This is a genomic window from Candidatus Villigracilis proximus, assembly GCF_016717045.1.
In the GTDB taxonomy this organism is placed as follows: domain Bacteria; phylum Chloroflexota; class Anaerolineae; order Anaerolineales; family Villigracilaceae; genus Villigracilis; species Villigracilis proximus.
On the sequence record NZ_JADJUO010000019.1, the window covers coordinates 87,334 to 103,878 of the forward strand.

21 protein-coding genes, 2 pseudogenes and 1 riboswitch are annotated in these 16,545 nt (G+C 48.7%); of the genes and pseudogenes, 5 read left to right on the top strand and 18 right to left on the bottom strand.

Going from position 1 to position 16,545, the window contains the following annotated elements:
- Position 1: 1 nt before the first annotated feature.
- From IPL71_RS19080 to IPL71_RS19095, 4 genes and pseudogenes are all read left to right on the top strand, one after another.
- Positions 2-1,164, top strand: a pseudogene (locus IPL71_RS19080) (homogentisate 1,2-dioxygenase).
- A gap of 7 nt (positions 1,165-1,171) precedes the next feature.
- Positions 1,172-2,539, top strand: coding sequence for a serine hydrolase domain-containing protein (locus tag IPL71_RS19085; protein WP_345324372.1), 1,368 nt, complete (start codon positions 1,172-1,174; stop codon positions 2,537-2,539).
- Position 2,540: 1 nt separating this feature from the next.
- Positions 2,541-3,167: a flavin reductase family protein gene (locus tag IPL71_RS19090; RefSeq protein ID WP_345324374.1), complete on the top strand. Its 627-nt coding sequence runs from the start codon at positions 2,541-2,543 to the stop codon at positions 3,165-3,167.
- A 2-nt stretch (positions 3,168-3,169) separates the two neighbouring features.
- Positions 3,170-3,904 carry an SH3 domain-containing protein gene (locus IPL71_RS19095; protein ID WP_345324376.1) on the top strand — a complete coding sequence of 245 codons (735 nt, stop codon included), beginning with the start codon at positions 3,170-3,172 and terminating at the stop codon, positions 3,902-3,904.
- 141 nt (positions 3,905-4,045) lie between these two features.
- On the opposite strand, the gene typA is transcribed toward IPL71_RS19095, so the two are convergent.
- From typA to IPL71_RS19135, 8 genes are all read right to left on the bottom strand, one after another.
- Positions 4,046-5,905, bottom strand: a complete 1,860-nt coding sequence (gene typA / locus IPL71_RS19100; protein WP_345324378.1) for a translational GTPase TypA — start codon at positions 5,903-5,905, stop codon at positions 4,046-4,048.
- Positions 5,906-6,568: 663 nt separating this feature from the next.
- Positions 6,569-6,814: a thioredoxin family protein gene (locus IPL71_RS19105; protein ID WP_345324379.1), complete on the bottom strand. Its 246-nt coding sequence runs from the start codon at positions 6,812-6,814 to the stop codon at positions 6,569-6,571.
- 59 nt (positions 6,815-6,873) lie between these two features.
- A complete protein-coding gene (locus tag IPL71_RS19110) occupies positions 6,874-7,890 on the bottom strand; it encodes a permease (protein ID WP_345324381.1) in 1,017 nt (338 codons plus the stop codon).
- A 58-nt stretch (positions 7,891-7,948) separates the two neighbouring features.
- Positions 7,949-8,311, bottom strand: a complete 363-nt coding sequence (locus IPL71_RS19115; RefSeq protein ID WP_345324382.1) for an ArsR/SmtB family transcription factor — start codon at positions 8,309-8,311, stop codon at positions 7,949-7,951.
- A 140-nt stretch (positions 8,312-8,451) separates the two neighbouring features.
- Positions 8,452-9,588, bottom strand: coding sequence for an ACR3 family arsenite efflux transporter (gene arsB, locus IPL71_RS19120; protein WP_345324384.1), 1,137 nt, complete (start codon positions 9,586-9,588; stop codon positions 8,452-8,454).
- 23 nt (positions 9,589-9,611) lie between these two features.
- Positions 9,612-10,010: an arsenate reductase ArsC gene (locus IPL71_RS19125; RefSeq protein WP_345324386.1), complete on the bottom strand. Its 399-nt coding sequence runs from the start codon at positions 10,008-10,010 to the stop codon at positions 9,612-9,614.
- A 176-nt stretch (positions 10,011-10,186) separates the two neighbouring features.
- Positions 10,187-10,438 carry a thioredoxin family protein gene (locus IPL71_RS19130; RefSeq protein ID WP_345324388.1) on the bottom strand — a complete coding sequence of 84 codons (252 nt, stop codon included), beginning with the start codon at positions 10,436-10,438 and terminating at the stop codon, positions 10,187-10,189.
- 22 nt (positions 10,439-10,460) lie between these two features.
- Positions 10,461-10,835 carry an ArsR/SmtB family transcription factor gene (locus tag IPL71_RS19135; RefSeq protein ID WP_345324390.1) on the bottom strand — a complete coding sequence of 125 codons (375 nt, stop codon included), beginning with the start codon at positions 10,833-10,835 and terminating at the stop codon, positions 10,461-10,463.
- A gap of 129 nt (positions 10,836-10,964) precedes the next feature.
- A riboswitch (molybdenum cofactor riboswitch) is annotated at positions 10,965-11,099 on the top strand.
- 195 nt (positions 11,100-11,294) lie between these two features.
- On the opposite strand from IPL71_RS19135, the gene IPL71_RS19140 reads away from it, so the two are divergent.
- Entirely contained in the window at positions 11,295-11,648 is a 354-nt protein-coding gene (locus IPL71_RS19140; RefSeq protein ID WP_345324416.1) for an FmdE family protein, read from the top strand.
- 226 nt (positions 11,649-11,874) lie between these two features.
- Here the strand turns inward: IPL71_RS19140 and IPL71_RS19145 are convergent, their stop codons facing one another.
- The 10 genes and pseudogenes from IPL71_RS19145 to IPL71_RS19185 all read right to left on the bottom strand — a co-directional run.
- A complete protein-coding gene (locus IPL71_RS19145; protein ID WP_345324391.1) occupies positions 11,875-12,147 on the bottom strand; it encodes a hypothetical protein in 273 nt (90 codons plus the stop codon).
- Positions 12,148-12,281: 134 nt separating this feature from the next.
- Positions 12,282-12,446 carry a hypothetical protein gene (locus tag IPL71_RS19150; protein WP_345324393.1) on the bottom strand — a complete coding sequence of 55 codons (165 nt, stop codon included), beginning with the start codon at positions 12,444-12,446 and terminating at the stop codon, positions 12,282-12,284.
- Between the two features lie 216 nt (positions 12,447-12,662).
- On the bottom strand, positions 12,663-13,025 hold the full coding sequence (locus tag IPL71_RS19155; RefSeq protein WP_345324394.1) for an FAD-binding oxidoreductase/lyase: 363 nt from the start codon (positions 13,023-13,025) through the stop codon (positions 12,663-12,665).
- Entirely contained in the window at positions 12,968-13,549 is a 582-nt protein-coding gene (locus IPL71_RS19160) for an HAD hydrolase-like protein (RefSeq protein WP_345324396.1), read from the bottom strand. Before IPL71_RS19160 ends, IPL71_RS19155 begins: the two co-directional genes overlap by 58 nt.
- Positions 13,519-13,842 (bottom strand): hypothetical protein, encoded by a 324-nt coding sequence (locus IPL71_RS19165; protein WP_345324398.1) that lies wholly within the window; start codon positions 13,840-13,842, stop codon positions 13,519-13,521. Before IPL71_RS19165 ends, IPL71_RS19160 begins: the two co-directional genes overlap by 31 nt.
- An 826-nt stretch (positions 13,843-14,668) precedes the next feature.
- A complete protein-coding gene (locus IPL71_RS19170) occupies positions 14,669-15,238 on the bottom strand; it encodes an S-layer homology domain-containing protein (RefSeq protein ID WP_345324400.1) in 570 nt (189 codons plus the stop codon).
- Positions 15,235-15,834: a hypothetical protein gene (locus IPL71_RS19175; RefSeq protein ID WP_345324402.1), complete on the bottom strand. Its 600-nt coding sequence runs from the start codon at positions 15,832-15,834 to the stop codon at positions 15,235-15,237. Before IPL71_RS19175 ends, IPL71_RS19170 begins: the two co-directional genes overlap by 4 nt.
- Before the next feature lie 66 nt (positions 15,835-15,900).
- Positions 15,901-16,008, bottom strand: coding sequence for a hypothetical protein (locus IPL71_RS19180; RefSeq protein WP_514130818.1), 108 nt, complete (start codon positions 16,006-16,008; stop codon positions 15,901-15,903).
- Positions 15,966-16,091, bottom strand: a pseudogene (locus tag IPL71_RS26145) (hypothetical protein); the annotation flags it as partial. The gene IPL71_RS19180 and the pseudogene IPL71_RS26145, both read right to left, overlap by 43 nt.
- 129 nt (positions 16,092-16,220) lie before the next feature.
- A partial coding sequence (locus IPL71_RS19185; protein WP_514130816.1) for a hypothetical protein occupies positions 16,221-16,545 on the bottom strand: 325 nt, incomplete at its 5' end.

Consider the following 16,545-nt stretch of genomic DNA (forward strand, 5'->3'; position numbering starts at 1 on the left):
CATGCCCTTTTATCAGACACTCGGCAGTGTTCCTCACAAACGTCACACTCAATTTAAAAAACCGGACGGCAAACTATACCGCGAAGAAGTGATGGGACTGGAAGGCTTCTCTTCCATTCAATCGATCCTTTATCATCACTTCCTGCCGCCGCGTGTTAAGCGGACCGAGGATCTGGGATCTGCCAAACCTGACTATGTGGACTTCGGCCCGATCCGTCATCGCGCCTTCAAAACGCATCAGACTCCGCCCGGGCCTGATCCTGTCACCGCGCGGATTCCACTCCTCGGCAACAACGACGTGATCCTCGGCGTTTCCCGCTCCCAACACAGCATGGACTATTTCTATCGCAACTCACAAGCCTACGAAACCTGGTGGGTCCATGATGGCAGCGGTATCTTAAAAGCCAGTTTGGAAATCTGCCGTTTCACAAAGGCGATTACATTGTGATCCCTTTTGGGGTGACATGGCAAATGCAACTCAATGAAGAATGCAAATTCTTCACGATCGAAAACCCAAGTCAGATCGAGCCGCCCAAACGTTATCGCAATGGATACGGTCAATTGCTTGAACATGCGCCCTATTGCGAACGCGACATCCGGGTTCCGTCGGCGCTGGAAACACATACGGAGCGGGGCGAGTTCGAGGTCCGCGTGAAGGTGCGCGATCGGCTGTCCCGCCATATTCTGGATTATCATCCGCACGATGTGATCGGCTGGGACGGGTATCTCTATCCATGGATATTTAACATCGAAGATTTTGAACCGATCACCGGCCGCCTGCACATGCCGCCGCCTATTCATCAAACATTTGATGGTCATAATTTTGTGGTCTGCTCCTTCGTGCCGCGCTTATTTGACTATCACCCGGAAGGCATCCCCGCGCCCTATAATCACTCAAACATTCAATCTGACGAAGTGTTGTATTATGCCGAAGGCAACTTCATGAGCCGCAAAGGTATTGACCGGAGCGACATCAGCCTGCATCCATTCGGACTGGCACACGGTCCGCAGCCCGGCATGACACAAGCCAGCATCGGCAAAACTGAAACAAAAGAACTGGCTGTGATGGTGGATACATTTTATCCACTTAACCTCACAAAGCAGCCACCTGAAATGGAAAAGCCTGAGTACATGGATACATGGCTCGAAGGCGATGGAGAATAAACAAACAATGAATCTATCCACTACTCACATCAAAGATGCAAAATTTAAAAAGCTATCGCAAAAGATCGTTTCAGAAATGAAACGTCTGTCGATTCCGGGCGTGGCAGTTGGCGTCTGGCACAAGGGACGGGAATATACAGCGGGATTCGGCGTGACCAGTGTCGAGCATCCGCTGCCGGTCACGTCTGATACACTTTTTCAAGTCGGCTCGATCAGCAAAACCTTCACCGGCACCATGCTGATGCAATTGGCCGAGCAGGGCAAACTCGATCTCGATGCGCCGGTGCGCAAGATACTCAAAGATTTGAAACTAAAAGATGAAAGCGTAGCGAAGCGAGTCACCACCCGCCATTTGTTGACTCATACCGGCGGCTGGGTCGGAGATTATTTTAACGACTTCGGCGATGGCGACGATGCGCTCAATAAAATGGTCAAGGACATTGAAAAACTTCCGCAGGTGCAGCCGTTGGGAAAGATCTGGTCTTATAACAACGTGGGTTTCAATATCGCATCACGTATGATCGAAGTGATCACTGGCAAAACCTACGAACGCGCCGCGCAGGAAATGCTGCTTGATCCGCTGGGACTAAAGATGTCGTTTTTCTTTCCGAGCGATATTCTTATTACGCATCGTTTTGTTTCAGGGCATTACAACAAAAATAAAAAAACGCATGTATCACGTCCGTGGGCGATTGGCCGCGCAGGGAATGGCGTGGGCGGCGTGGTCAGCACCGTGAAAGATCTGCTCGCGTACGCACGCTTCCACATGGGCAACGGCAGCCGCATCGTCAAACGCAAAACACTCGAAGCCATGCGTGTGCCACAAATTAGTATGGGCGGGCGCGGTAACATGGGCATCACCTGGTTTATCAGCCCGACAAATAATCCCACACGCTATAGTCATGGCGGTGCGACGAACGGTCAACAGGCCATCTTTTTATTCATCCCTGAAAACGACTTCGCCATTTCGATTCTGACCAACAGCGATGACGGCGGTATTCTCAACACAAACGTGTTGACACTTGCTCTTGAAATGTATTGCGGTATTAAGTCGGCGCTGCCGCAGTCTATCAAAATATCGGTCAATGAATTAAAAGAGTTTACGGGTTCCTATCGCATCGGCACGGAAGCCTTTGATCTGAAGATCAAAAATGGCAGCCTGATGTATCACCATATTCCGCTGGGCGGCTTCCCCACACCAGACAGCCCTCCCGGCCCGGCCGCGCCTCCCATGCGGCTTGCTTTCTATGAAAAAGATAAAACCATCGGGCTGGATGAACCGCTAAAAAATGTGCTCGGCGATTTTATCCGCGATGAAAAAGGGCGCGTGGAATTTTTCCGCATTGGCGGACGCGCGCATAAGAAAATCAAATAACATGGAAATTGACCCGCAGACTCTTTCTCACCAGTCGGTCTACAAGATATTAACAGGTTCGGTTCTCCCCCGACCGATCGGCTGGATCTCTTCCATTGATATGGACGGCCGCCCCAACCTGGCTCCGTTTTCGTTCTTCAATGTGGTGTGTTCCAACCCACCCACGGTTTTATTTTGTCCGCTGATGCGTGGAAGCGATGGAAAGACAAAAGATACACTGAACAATGTGCGTGCTACGCATGAGTTTGTGGTCAATATCGTCAGCGAGGAATTGCTGAATGCGATGAACGCCACATCCATTGAGAGTCCGCCGGAATTTAATGAGTTTGAATTTGCAGGATTAACCCTCACGCCTTCTGTCAGCGTGAAACCGCCGCGTGTAAAAGAAAGTCCGATTCATTTTGAATGCAAGGTGCAGCAGATCGTGGATATTAATGATGCACCGGGCGGCGGCTCCATTGTGATCGGCACCGTGACTCACATCCACGCGGAGGAGAGAGTCATGCTCGGGCCGGATAAAATCAACTTGATGGCTCTCAGGCCCATCGGTCGATTGATGGGAAGCGGGTATTGTCGCGTGACAGATATTATCAAGTTGGAACGTCCAAAAAATATCATTGGAGGATAATTATGAAGAAAATCGTGGGGATATTGTTTATGATTGGGATATTTATGTCGTCTTGTAACATGCCTGCCGCGGGAGTGCCGGACACGCAAATTGCCACTGCCGCCGCATTGACCGTGCAAGCTGCGATCAATGTCACGCCGCTTGCCAGCCCCACTACGGGCAGCGCACAAGTCAACACGGCCACACAAACAACAGAATCGAGTACGCCAACTTATTCCCAACCCATGGCAAGCGTGGGCGAAGTCACCAACTGCCGTACAGGTCCCGGCACAAATTATGAACGCGTTGCTCAAATTTTCCCGGCTGACCAGGTGAAAATCATTGGATTCTATTCGCCAAATTACTGGATCGTTTCTACGAAGGACGGCGAGTGCTGGCTCTCTGGAGAATTTACAACCCCTGTTGGAAGTTTTGCGGCAGTGCCGACGGTCACCGCTCCGCCTACCCCGGCAGGCGGAGCACCTGAAGCCGCCACATTCCCAAAAAACGGCTGGACATATTTCTGCTATGGCCCGGGGTCAGCGGATATTACCCTTTCGTGGAAAGACAACGCGAATACTGAAACGGGTTATCGTGTTATCAGAAATGGGGAAACGATCTCGGAACTGCCAGCCAATTCCAGTTATTTTGCAGAAACAATCTCGCTGCTTTCAGGGCAAAGTGTAAGTTATCAAATTCAGGCCTATAACGAAATCGGCGAAACCAATAGTTCACCTGCCAATATTACCTGCCCGTAGTTTTTAAACCACAAATCAAGACAGATGAAAGGGGTGAGAATTCTTTCAAAGAATTTCCTGTCCATACTGACATTATGAAGAAAAAATCCGCGCCCAGTAACGGGTGCGGATTTTTTATGTTTTACAAAATGCAGATTTCTTTTATTCTTCGCCCATCTGCTCTTTTACTTTTTTGGTATTCTTGCCGCGCTCATCGGTTGCAAGAATGCGCTTGCGAATGCGATAATTTTCAGGAGTTATTTCCAACAATTCATCATCTGAAAGATATTCAATCGCTTCGTCCAAACTCATGGAGCGTGGAGGGGTCAGGCGGATTTCCATATCGCCGCCGGATGCGCGCATATTGGTCAAATGCTTCTTCTTGCAGACGTTGATCGGGATGTCCTGTCCGCGTGCATTTTCGCCGACCACCATGCCTTCATAAACGTTTACGCCGGGGCCAACGAACAACACACCGCGTTCTTCAGCACTCTTAAGCGAGTAAGCCGTGGTTGTACCAGCTTCCCAGGCGACAATGGAGCCGCGCGGACGTGAAGCCATCGGGCCGGCCATTTCATCATAGCCGCGGAAGATGGTATGCATCACGCCTTCGCCGCGGGTGGATGTGAGGAACTGATAGCGGAAGCCGAGCAAGCCGCGGGTCGGGACGACGTACACAATGCGCGTCATACCCTGACCTGCATCATGCATCTCGGTCATTTTGCCGCGTCTACTTCCAAGCATTTCCACGACAACGCCGACAGTTTCAGCGCTGGTCTCGATGTGGACTTCTTCAAACGGTTCAAGCAATGCGCCGTCATCAGCCTTGTGATAAATTACTTCGGGGCGGGAAACCTGGAACTCATAGCCTTCGCGGCGCATGGTTTCGATCAAAATTCCCAAATGCAATTCACCGCGGCCGGAGACCAAGAAGTTTTCAGCCGAGTCGGTTTCTTCAACACGCAGGGAAACGTTGGTGCGAAGTTCTTCAAATAAACGTTCGCGTAATTTTCGTGAAGTGCCCCATGTGCCTTCCTTGCCGGTGAACGGGGATGTATTCACACCAAAGGTCATGCGAACTGTGGGTTCTTCCACTTTAATGGTGGGCAGGGCCACAGGGTTGAGCGGATCGGCCAGGGTTTCGCCAATGGCGATGCCTTCAAGGCCGGCCAATGAAACGATATCGCCCGCTTTGACTTCAGTCACTTCCACCTTGTTCAAGCCTTTGAAGGTGTAAAGATAGCGCGCAGTTTCAGGAGAGTTGGTACCGTCCAATTTCATGCGGGTCAATTTTTGTCCGGCTTTGATCGTGCCAGCAAAGACACGTCCAATGGCGGTCACGCCGCGATAATCATCGTAGCCAAGGGCTGTGATGAGCATCTGCAATGGGGCATCAGGGTCCACTTTGGGAGCGGGGATATGCTTGAGGATGGTATCAAACATGGGCTGCAGATCAGGACTAAGGTCCGCGGTAAGACCCGCTTTTCCGGCAGTGGCCTGAGCATATACAACGGGGAAGTCTGCCTGTTCTTCAGAGGCGCCCAGTTCGATGAAAAGGTCAAATGTTTCGTTGAGCACGCGCGCGGGTTCTGCATCCTTGCGATCAACTTTATTAATGACCACAATTGCTTTGTGCCCCATGGAGAGGGCTTTCTTCAATACAAAGCGGGTTTGCGGCATGGGACCTTCAGCCGCATCGACCAGCAGCAGTACGCCGTCGACCATGTTCATTACACGTTCGACCTCGCCGCCGAAGTCGGCATGTCCGGGAGTGTCGACGATGTTGATCTTGATCGGTAAATTGCTGACAGGGTCAACCAGTGTGATGGCGGTGTTCTTTGCAAGGATGGTGATGCCGCGTTCACGCTCAAGATCGTTTGAGTCCATCACGCGTTCTTCCACGTGTTGATTTTCACGGAAGGTGTGTGACTGTCCTAATAATTCATCCACCAGGGTGGTTTTGCCATGATCAACGTGGGCGATAATGGCAATATTGCGAAGGTCGGTACGTTCAATTTGCATAGGATTCTCTTTATTGTTAATTAGGTTTATTCGATATTGGAAACAATAGACGGTGAAAAAAACGCTTTCCATTGTCCAGAAGCAAAACACACAAAAACCCCCGACGGGGAAGGCCGAGGGCTTATAGTCAATTGTTCGGCGTGCAGTTGTATATTATCAGAGAGCGTGTGATTTGGGAAGGGATTTCGACATCATGTTCATGGCTGTAGCAAAGTCGAAAAAACCTAAACGAGAATTTCGCGAAAAAGCGAATGACGAGAATCTTTTATTGAGTTCCACGAAAACTTGCTCAATTCGCACTTTTCGCGTTGAGCCTACCCCATAAAACCAAGAGTCTGTCAACGGACCTTGGAATAACCATAACATCATGTTCATGGCTATTCCAGGGTCAGGAAAATCTTAACGCGCACACTTGCCCTGGCACTGCCCGCCAGGGCAAGTGTGCGCCGCATGCCACTACAGTCCCCGAAGTGAAACGAGGAAAGTGCAGGTGTTACACGAAAAAACCTTTTCCAGGCTTTCTGGATGCGCTTTTGCAGCCACTAATAAATCGAACTCCCCAGGTGCCGGCATTGCCAACCCGGTAGTTGACCAATTCAAAAAATTAAACTGAACGAGGTTCAGTAAAACAACAGGGCGAGACCGTGATCTCGCCCTATTGTTTTATGCCATTACTTCTTGCTTCAACGCCTGTTCAACTTTCGCTGCGCCAGGGTGACCCGTCATCAACACTTTTTCGTTGACCACTAGAACAGGCGTAGCCATCATGCCATAAGACATAATCGTGGGCAGGTCGGTTATATACTCCACCTGCGCCTGCCAGTTATTCCTTACGACCATCGCGTTGACATCCGCCAGCAAGCGCTTACAAGTGACACAGCCAGTACCGAGAACTTTTATTATTGTCATGAGAATCTCCTAGATCAAAATGTTGAATAAATAACCAGTGATGATAATTGCCGCAGCACTTACGCCGATAAAATGGCAATCAACTGCGGCTTCAGCACACGACGCAGGATAATCATTTCGGGCAGGCTCAAAGCGATCACCGACATCATGAATGCCAGCACCGTGCCAAGCGATGCGCCTTTATCCAGCAATGCACTGACAATCGGGATAATTCCGGCGGGGTTGGAGTATAGTGGAATGCCGATAAGGACTGAAACGGGCACAGACCACCAGGCATCTTTGCCCATGATGCCAGTCAGTGCGTTTTCCGGCACAAAGCCGTGAATGCCCGCGCCGATGGCAATGCCTACTATGACATATAACCAGACCTTGCTTACAATCTCACGAGTGCTGCCTGCGGAGCGATTGATACGTTCCTCCCAGGTTAGTTTTTCTTCCAACGCCATTTGTACACCGCTTCGTGGTTTGATGTCATACACAAAACCTTCCACATAGCGTTCCAGTTTCATGCGCCCCAGGATAAATCCGCTGATCATACCGATGGTAGTGCCAGAAATCAGGTACAGCAGCGCGATCTTCCAGCCGAACATACCGATCAACATAACAAAAGCGACCTCACTTATCAACGGAGACGTGATGAGAAACGTCAGGGTAATGCCCAAAGGAATGCCCGCCTGCACAAAGCCGATAAAGAGCGGCACGGATGAGCAGGAACAAAACGGGGTGACTGCGCCAAAAAACGCCGCCAAGAGATTTCCCACGCCTTCGCCGCGTTTCTCGACAATTGCACGTACTTTTTGCACGTCAATGAAAGTCTGCACCAATGAAATTACAAAGATCATGCCGCTCAACAGTAAAAGAAGTTTTGGCACATCATAGAAGAAGAAGGCCAGCGACTGTCCCAATTGGGAATCCTGCGGCAGTGCGAGCAAGCCATATGCCAGCCAATTGGCGAAAGGCTCAATCACATTGTAGAGAATGAACCAGACTATGGCTGCCAGTGCCACCACTGCCCACGAACGCAGGTCGGCATTGGAGAAAGGCATTTTTTCTTGCTTGGTTAGTTCTGTTTGCATTTATAAATCTCCTGGGTGCTTTATTCGTAAAACTGAATGTAGTTTGGTAAAAAATATATTAAATTTGAATCAATTGCGTCTTGACTGCCTCATCTGCACAATTCGGGCAGGTGCAGGCATTACGCTTCGGTTTTGCCGCTTTTGTGCGGATCCCGGTCACCTTGCGCATGGCGTCCAGTACATCAAAGATTTCAGGACGGATGACACGATAGTAGATATTCAATCCATCGCGGCGATCTTCCACCAGACCAGCGTCACGCAAGACCATTAACTGCTGGGAGATGTAAGCCTGACGATATCCGAAAGTCGCTTCCATGTGACAGACACAAGCCTCACCTTCCCGCAACAGATCAAGGATGGCAAGGCGGGCGGGATGCATTAGCGATTTATAAAGTTTAGTTTCCTGTTCGTAGATTTCCATCTTTCACCTATATTCAATCTTTTGAATAAGTATAAGCCTATCCAACGACGTGTCAATGATGTGCTTTGTCATGGATTTTGGGTGACGGTGTAATCAAACGTCCCGAAGGTTTTTGAACCTTCGGGACGTTTTGTGTAAGATTACTTCACCAATCTCTGATCAGGAGGGCAAGCCTCTGCCGCTGCCGTGACCATCGCCGGATTGGACGAGACTGCACCACCGTAATATTTTTTCTGGAAGAAGAACGCCACATTGACCAACCCGATCATCACAGGCACTTCCATCAGCGGACCAATGACTGCTGCGAACGCCGCGCCGCTGTTGATACCAAAGACTGCAACAGCCACGGCAATCGCCAGTTCAAAATTGTTGCTGGCGGCTGTAAAGGAAAGCGTGGTGGTCTGTGCATAATTCGCGCCCAGACGATGTCCCATCCAGAATGAAACCAGGAACATGACCACAAAATAGATCAGGAGCGGGATGGCGATTCGCACCACATCCATTGGGATCTGCACGATCAGGTTGCCTTTGAGTGAGAACATGACCACAATGGTGAAGAGCAGGGCGATCAAAGTCAACGGGCTGACTCTGGGAATGAATTCCTTTTGATACCACTCCTTGCCTTTCATTCGTACCAATACAAAACGGGTCAGGAAACCAGCAAGGAACGGAATGCCCAGGTAAATGAAGACGCTCTCGGCAATCTGTCCCATCGTGATGTTTACTCTCACGCCATCCAATCCAAACCATGTCGGCAAAACCGTCAGGAATACATAGGCATACACGCTATAGAACAATACTTGAAAGACACTATTGAACGCCACCAGTCCAGCAGCATATTCAGTATCGCCTTTCGCCAGTTCATTCCAGACGATCACCATCGCGATACAGCGCGCCAGACCGATCATGATCAGTCCAGCGATATAGTCGGGGTAACCGCGCAGGAAAATGATGGCAAGCACAAACATCAGCACGGGACCAATGACCCAGTTTTGAATAAGAGAGAGCGTCAGTACTTTCTTATTGCGGAACACATCCCCTAATTCTTCGTACTTTACTTTGGTAAAGGGCGGGTACATCATCAAGACCAGCCCAATCGCAATCGGGATGTTGGTTGTTCCAACAGAGACCGCCGTATTGAAACTCTGGACTCCATCAGGAAACAAGAATCCAATTCCCACACCCACAGCCATCGCCAGGAAAATCCAAAGCGTCAGATAACGATCAAGGAACGAGAGCTTTTTGCTCAGGCTTTGTGTTGCAGCAACTTCAGACATAAATAACCTCCAAATTCAAAATATTATCCAAACTGCGTCAGCAATTTGGTGATTTCAATTTCAATGTCATCGCGCACCTTGCGAAAGTCATCCATGGTATCAGCAATGGCAGGGTCGGGAAAACTATGATGAGTGCGCTTTCCTTTTCCAAGCCAGATGGGACATTCTTCAGCGGCTGAATCACAAACCGTCACGACGAGATCAAAGTCAACGCCTTGAAATTCGTCTGCGCGCTTCGACCTACCCGTGTGTTGGATCCCGATTTCTGACAGAGCCTCCAACGCCTTAGGGTGGACATACCCCGTAGGCTTCGTTCCTGCGCTGACAGCTTCCCAGGTATCCCCCATCCGCGCATTGACAATTGCCTCTGCCATTTGTGAACGGCAGGAATTTCCTGTGCATAGAAATAAAACTTTTCTCATGGTGTTACCTCCTGTTTTTTGGGCAAAGTTGTATCACAACGTGTTCGGGTGCGGGGGGGTTTTGGGGGGCCGCGCCCCTCAAAAGTTTGCCCATTCAAGCACAAGACTCACCGCGGGGTTGGGATAGGCAGCACATGGGCAGGAATAATTTTTCCTTATCTAAAAATTCAAATAGACTATGCAGCTTCAACCGCATTAGCCAGCCAAGTTGTGATTTCGGCAGCTGATGGAATACGTCCCATTGAAACAACTTTTTCATTGATAACCAACCCTGGCGTAGACATGACGTTGTACGCCATGATATCGGGATATTCAGTCACTTTGATGACATCGGCTTGCACATCCATCTGGTCTATAACCTGGCGGGTAATGGCCTCCAGCTTTTTACAGTTGGCGCAGCCTGAACCGAGAACTTTAATAGTTAGCATGTGAACTCCTTATATGTGAGGATTAGGTTTGATTGAGAGAAACAAGATCATGGGTCGGAACGCAAGTAGGACAGCCGCACTGTTCTTCAGGACCCACTGTTTCCATGTGAGGCAGTTCCACGCCCATCATTTGCGCCGCTTGCTGGATGAGCGATAAAACCTCGGGTTTTGCCAGCCGATAAAAAATATATTTTCCTTCGCGTCGTGAATCCAGTAAACCCGCTTGTCGTAAAGCCATAAGGTGCTGCGAAATATAAGCCTGACGATACCCAAGCTGTGTTTCGAGATGGCAAACACAAGCTTCACCCGCACCGATCAGCAGGAGAAGTTTCAGCCGCGCCAGGGGCGAGATAGATTCAAGCAGGGAAACAATGGGTTGTAGAGAATCTTGCTTCATATTCAGCTCCATGAATACATTGTATTACACATTCTCAAATATGAATATGTAGTGTGCCAGGCTTGGGAATGTCGCAAGTTACTGCTCGTGCAAGGGTTTCCCCTGCAATTTACAAAAAACAGTCAAACTTTCCCCAATTCTCTCCGAAGCCTGTTTCCCTACACCAATCATGGCATGGGAACAGGGCAGATCACACTTGTGATTCAGGAGGCAACGGAAACATTGCCTTCCCCCCATTTGGAAAGGAGACTAACCCTCGACTCATTTGAGGCTGTTCCTTTCCATAAGGCAGCCTTTTTGTTTTTTGGAGTTCCAGAATGAATATTCAACCCCTGCTTGAAAAATCCTCCGTGACCATTCCCATCTCTGCCCGCGCCAGATCCTCAGCGTGCGCATGGGCTTATGTGGGCTCAAGGCATTGGGTTTATCCGCAAATCAGGGTAGCAACGCCTGTTAGTCATCACCGAAACGGACGGCTGTTTTGCCGATGGCCTGACTGCGGCAACGGATTGCACGGTTGGGCATCGTACCTTGCGCGTGGAGGACTATGGCAAGGCGGCAGCAACCTTCGTGGATACCCAGACCGGGCTGACAATCCGTGTTGCGCCAGCTTTGGATATTCGCGAACAGGCGTACCAATTTGCACCGGATGAACCCCGCCATTATTTTGCCCAAATGCAGGCGTATCAGGTCATGCCTGATGGTGTGATGTTTACTGTCACTGAGGTACAGTTGAAGACACCCATCGAAGCCATCGTCTCACGCCCAGGCATGCGAGTCAATTGTGATGTGCGGCGAAGAGATCATGAATGAGCGTGAAGTTCGTCAAAACGGCACGATATGCTCCGTCGAGCATGCACAGGACATGCGTATTATCAACTTTCCGTTTCACTTTCCATATATGAATTACTTCATAAAAACCTGCACATCTGATCAGATGTGCAGGTTTTTAATTTCTATTGGTTAAACAGCAGCCAGTACCAAAAATTTCTTAATATCGAACAATCGTGACTGGCAATAAGCCGCATCGCTAAAACAGCTATTCAGGCTGTTCCTTCTGTTCCTTTTCCTTCTTCTTTTCCTTTTCTTTTTTCTTTTCTTTTTTTTGTTTTTCTCCCCATGCGTAAATACTCTCAACAGGGATATTTAAAGTGTAGTTCTTCTTTTTGATAATAGGGGATTTTGCGTCTACCAATACAACGCAATCACCCTCCAACTCTTCAAAAGTTCCGTCTACAATGATTCCTGCAAGTACAAGGGAAATTTGATCCCCTTTATTAAGATGTCGAAAATGGTCAAGTGTTGTAGTCATGAATTAATCCTTTTAGTGCTGATATTTTATTGTGATTCCAAAGGTATTGTACATTGATTCCAAATGTATTTTTAAAACGTTAACAAAACTTGTCACCTGAGTATAAATTGCCCATTCTACGTATTACAAGAAACCTAACCCGTTACCTTGCCTGCTCTGGCATCGGCACAGGATTGAATGAACTCACAGCTCATCGGGTCAATTTCGCCGAAGCGATCAATCCGATGAAGCGCTGAGTCGATAAATGGAGCAAGACCAACTACCAGTTCAGAAATGAAGCGTCCGATTCCGCCAGACATGCAATGCCGGCTCCGGCGCAGCCTGTGGCCGCGATGAATCCATCCAAATCTGGAAAAGCACCTAAAACAAAATTTCCATCGGGTGTGTAGCTGGAAAGGCCTTTGATGTAATTTGAAATTTTTATGTTATTCGCCAGAGGTAAAAATTTTCAAAAGCCGGCATTCCTTCCATTAAGGATTCCCAGCCGTTTGAGTCTTGATCAAAAAAATACCCATTCATACTTTGCGGCAATTGACGGGGGTCAACGCTAAGCGATTGTGTTTCACGAAAGCCAAACAATAAACGATTTGATTCAGGATGGGCATATGCGCGCGCATCTGGAAGAATAACGAAAGGCTGATCTGTGAAGATATTTCAGCCAGTTGACGGATTCCATTTTGATGATCGGGTGAAACGGCAGCGTATACACATCCGGTTTGGTGCATACCCAGAGATTGGCCGGTGAGTGTTTCGATCTCTGCCATTGCTTTATAGGTTTCGATCACCATTGAGATATGGTCAGATTTAAAGCGGCCGCGAGTTAATAAGCCGGCCGCAAGGCTGGAGTTTCCCTGCGCAACTGAATCACGTTCGAGCAAAAGTACACGCCCGGCTTTCTGTTTTGCCAGGTAAAGCGACAGCACCCCAAGCACTCCACCTGCGCGAGACGAAATTCAATATCATCCAATACATCTGGAAGATCCCAAATACCTTCGATCACATAATGAGCGTCAGTCTGATAGAACTGTGCTTCAATTTTTTCGAGCGCGCTTTCTTTATCTTCCTCTGAGAGTGCGTTAACTTCTGCTTCCTTCAAGCCAAGTAAATTTCCGGTCAAGGATAAGCCAACGGTCCACATGCCGGCATTCAAGCCTTCTTCAATGTCGACCAATGTATCACCAACTTTTACGATGGCCTGCATCGGGAAAACGCCCAATTGAATTGCATTCTGATAGCACATCCACGGATAAGGCCGCCCGGCAGGGACTTCATCGGGGCAAACGATGCAATCGGGTTCGTAGCCATTTTCTTTGGCTTTCGGCGCAAGGATATCCATCATTGAGCGGAGGTAACCAGTAGTGGTGCCGATCTTCATATCACGGTCACGCAGTTCCTGCACCACATCCAAAAATCCGGGAATTGGTTCTCAAATTCCTTTAAGACCGAAATTTGTAATGGCACAAAGTTATTGAAGAGTGTGTCAATATCGTCTTCTGAAGCGGGCTTGCCGTGTGCGGCAATCCATGCTTCGGCTACCTGAGGGCGGGCGAGAATGGTGCGAAGATGATCCTTCTTCATCAATCCCATGCCAGAACGCGCATCTTCAGGGGTGATCTTTACGTTTTGATCCTCAAACAGACGCAGAAAAACAGCTGTCGGGCGAATGAACCGTAATCCACAGCAGTGCCAGCCCAATCCAAAATGACGGCTTTTAAGAGTCCATGGTAGGAGCGTTGATAAACAAAGTCCATTTTTTTATTCCTCATTCTTTTCAGAGATATGTATGTTCATTTCAACTAGCGTTTTGGCAATGGCTGAAAGTAACGCTTTTACATCTGCAAGCCCAAGCCGCCCGATGTGGCCGATGCGAAAACACAGGCACAAGACCGTTTCAGGAAACCAGGATAAGTACGTCAAGGATTGTCATTTGCAATATGGATGGTCTATTTAATGCACAATAACCCAAGCATAACCATCTGTTAAACAGATTTATCCTTTTATTTCTTATAATTTTCAATGCGATTGAGAATATTGAGGGCGTGTTACCTGTTGAATAAGCAAACTCGTTGCTCCAGTTATCACTGACCAACTTAGGAACGTATCATGCTGAGAACTTGCAGGTTTGGCTTTTCCCGCCCTATAACGGTCTCACTCTCTCCATTTTCAATAAGAAGACAGTACAGCTTGGATTTCGATGTAGCTTCAATTTATAGGGCGCTAGTGATTGATGAATACTACACTTAGTGTGCTGACTACTTCGTTCATCCACTCTAGATTACAGGTAAAACAAATGGAAATAGAAAGTGCGGCGAATTAAAACTTACGAGATGAATTTCCAGCTGCGCCATGTTTTTTCCAAGGTCGCTTGCCTTTCCCACGCCTTTCGTTTATCTTTTAACATGATATACCTCCAATTAAGCTTCGTTTTTCAAAAGCTTGGCTTATATCAGAGGTCTATCTTTTTTTACCCCTTATTTATTAAATTCGGGGTGTGCATATTTTTTGTTGTATAAATTTACGCTTACGGCAGATTAAATGTCTTCACGAGGAAGACCGCCATCTGCGCGCGGGTAACTGAGCTATCGGGGCAGTAATTACCACCGCCGCATCCGGCAGTGATGCCATCGGCCACCAGTTGCTTGATGAATGGAGCTGCCCAATAATTGACTGCCATGTCACTGAAGCCGGTGCTGCCCCCCACCGCAGGCGGAGCATAACTGGAGCCGTTTTTGGCTTTCAAAAGGAAGATTGCCATCTGCGCGCGGGTAACTGTGCTGTCGGGACAATAGTTTCCAGCACCACAGCCGCTGGTGATCCCTTCGGCGGCAAGTTGCTTGATCCACGCTGCTGCCCAGTGATCGACAGCGACATCAGCAAAGCCGGTATTGCCGCTAATGGCAGGTGGCGTATAGCTTGAGCCATGCATGCCTTTCAATAAGAAGACCGCCATCTGCGCGCGGGTCACGGTGCTATCGGGGCAATATTTTAGCAGAGTGACCGAGCATCCGCCAGTGATGCCGGCACTGTACAAGCGGTCTATGAATTGCAAAGCCCAGTAATCTGAAGGAACATCAAGGAAGGTTACATTCACCAGTTTACATCATCCAGGTTAAAGGTGACTACCTGCCCAGCTGTTACCGTGGAAAAAGTTATTGTGTGGGGACCATTATTGGCAAAGGAACTGATATCCACTAAAACTGGAGTGTATGTTGGGTATAAGTACTGCTGGGTTGCATTGGCTGAAAATACAGTCACGCCATCCACCTTGGCCAAAAAGGCATCTGCCGCATCACTTCCGGGTGCTGCATAGCCAATCCAAAGGTAAAACTGGAGTTTGAGATTGGGAAAGCCATTGGGAAGGGTGATGATCTGCGAAACATAACCCGTCTCAATATTTGGAGTGCCACCAAACCAGATCCAACCATTATATGATCTCGGCCCAGCCGTTCCTCCGCCATTTCCGCAATTGGTAGCGATGCACCAAGGCACCCCAAAGTTTACGGAATATTCCGACCAGAAAGGGCTGGAAGAATGAAACTCAAAGCTGGAATCTTTAAAGGTGGAAAATGATACAGTGTAATTCTGATCAGTTTGGTCTGCGGCCAAATTACTATAGATTCGTTTTGCTGGTGTGAAACCGTAGCCCGGCTTAGACGGTGTGACTGCGCCAGACCAGCCCAGCCACACTGGAATTGAGTAATTGCCACTGCCATCTGCGGTAACGGGCCCTGATAAGTGCGCCTTCGGTATAACTCAGGGTGGCGCCAGGAATGCCGGCATTACCGGTAATATTGATGTGTATCGCAGGCACTTGACCTTCAAAGCGCCAATATCACAGGCAATACCCACAGGACGGGATATACCCCGCTGGTCGGTTGCAAGACAGAAGCGTCGTCATTGCCCACGGGATTACCAGCATCGATTGCCGGACTGCCAGCCATAAGCGCATATGTGAGAGTCGGCCCGCCGTTATCCTGAAGAGACGCCCAGGCCCGGGCTCATTGGATTGGTACTCGTGCCAATCAGATCGCCCGTGAGATTGAGGCGCGCATCCATCTATAACGCCGATTAGGTTATAGCCATGGCTTGTCAGCGCCCTGACAATCAGGAGCATTATTAGCCAGGATACTGTTTTTTATAACAAGACGGGCGCCATATGATGAAATACCTGCTTTTGCATTGTTGGTGATGGTGCCATTGTTGATCTCCATGTTGACAAGAGGGCCTGAAGCACTAATCGCCTGTGAATTTGTGTTTCCAGTGACTGTACTGTTGTTGAGTATGAAGCTGCTGGCGCCACTGGTATCTATTCCACTACCGTTTTGAAGTGCGGAATTTCCACTTACCAGGCTGTTATTCATAACCACGGTACCAGCATTGTTTGTAATGCCACCGCCT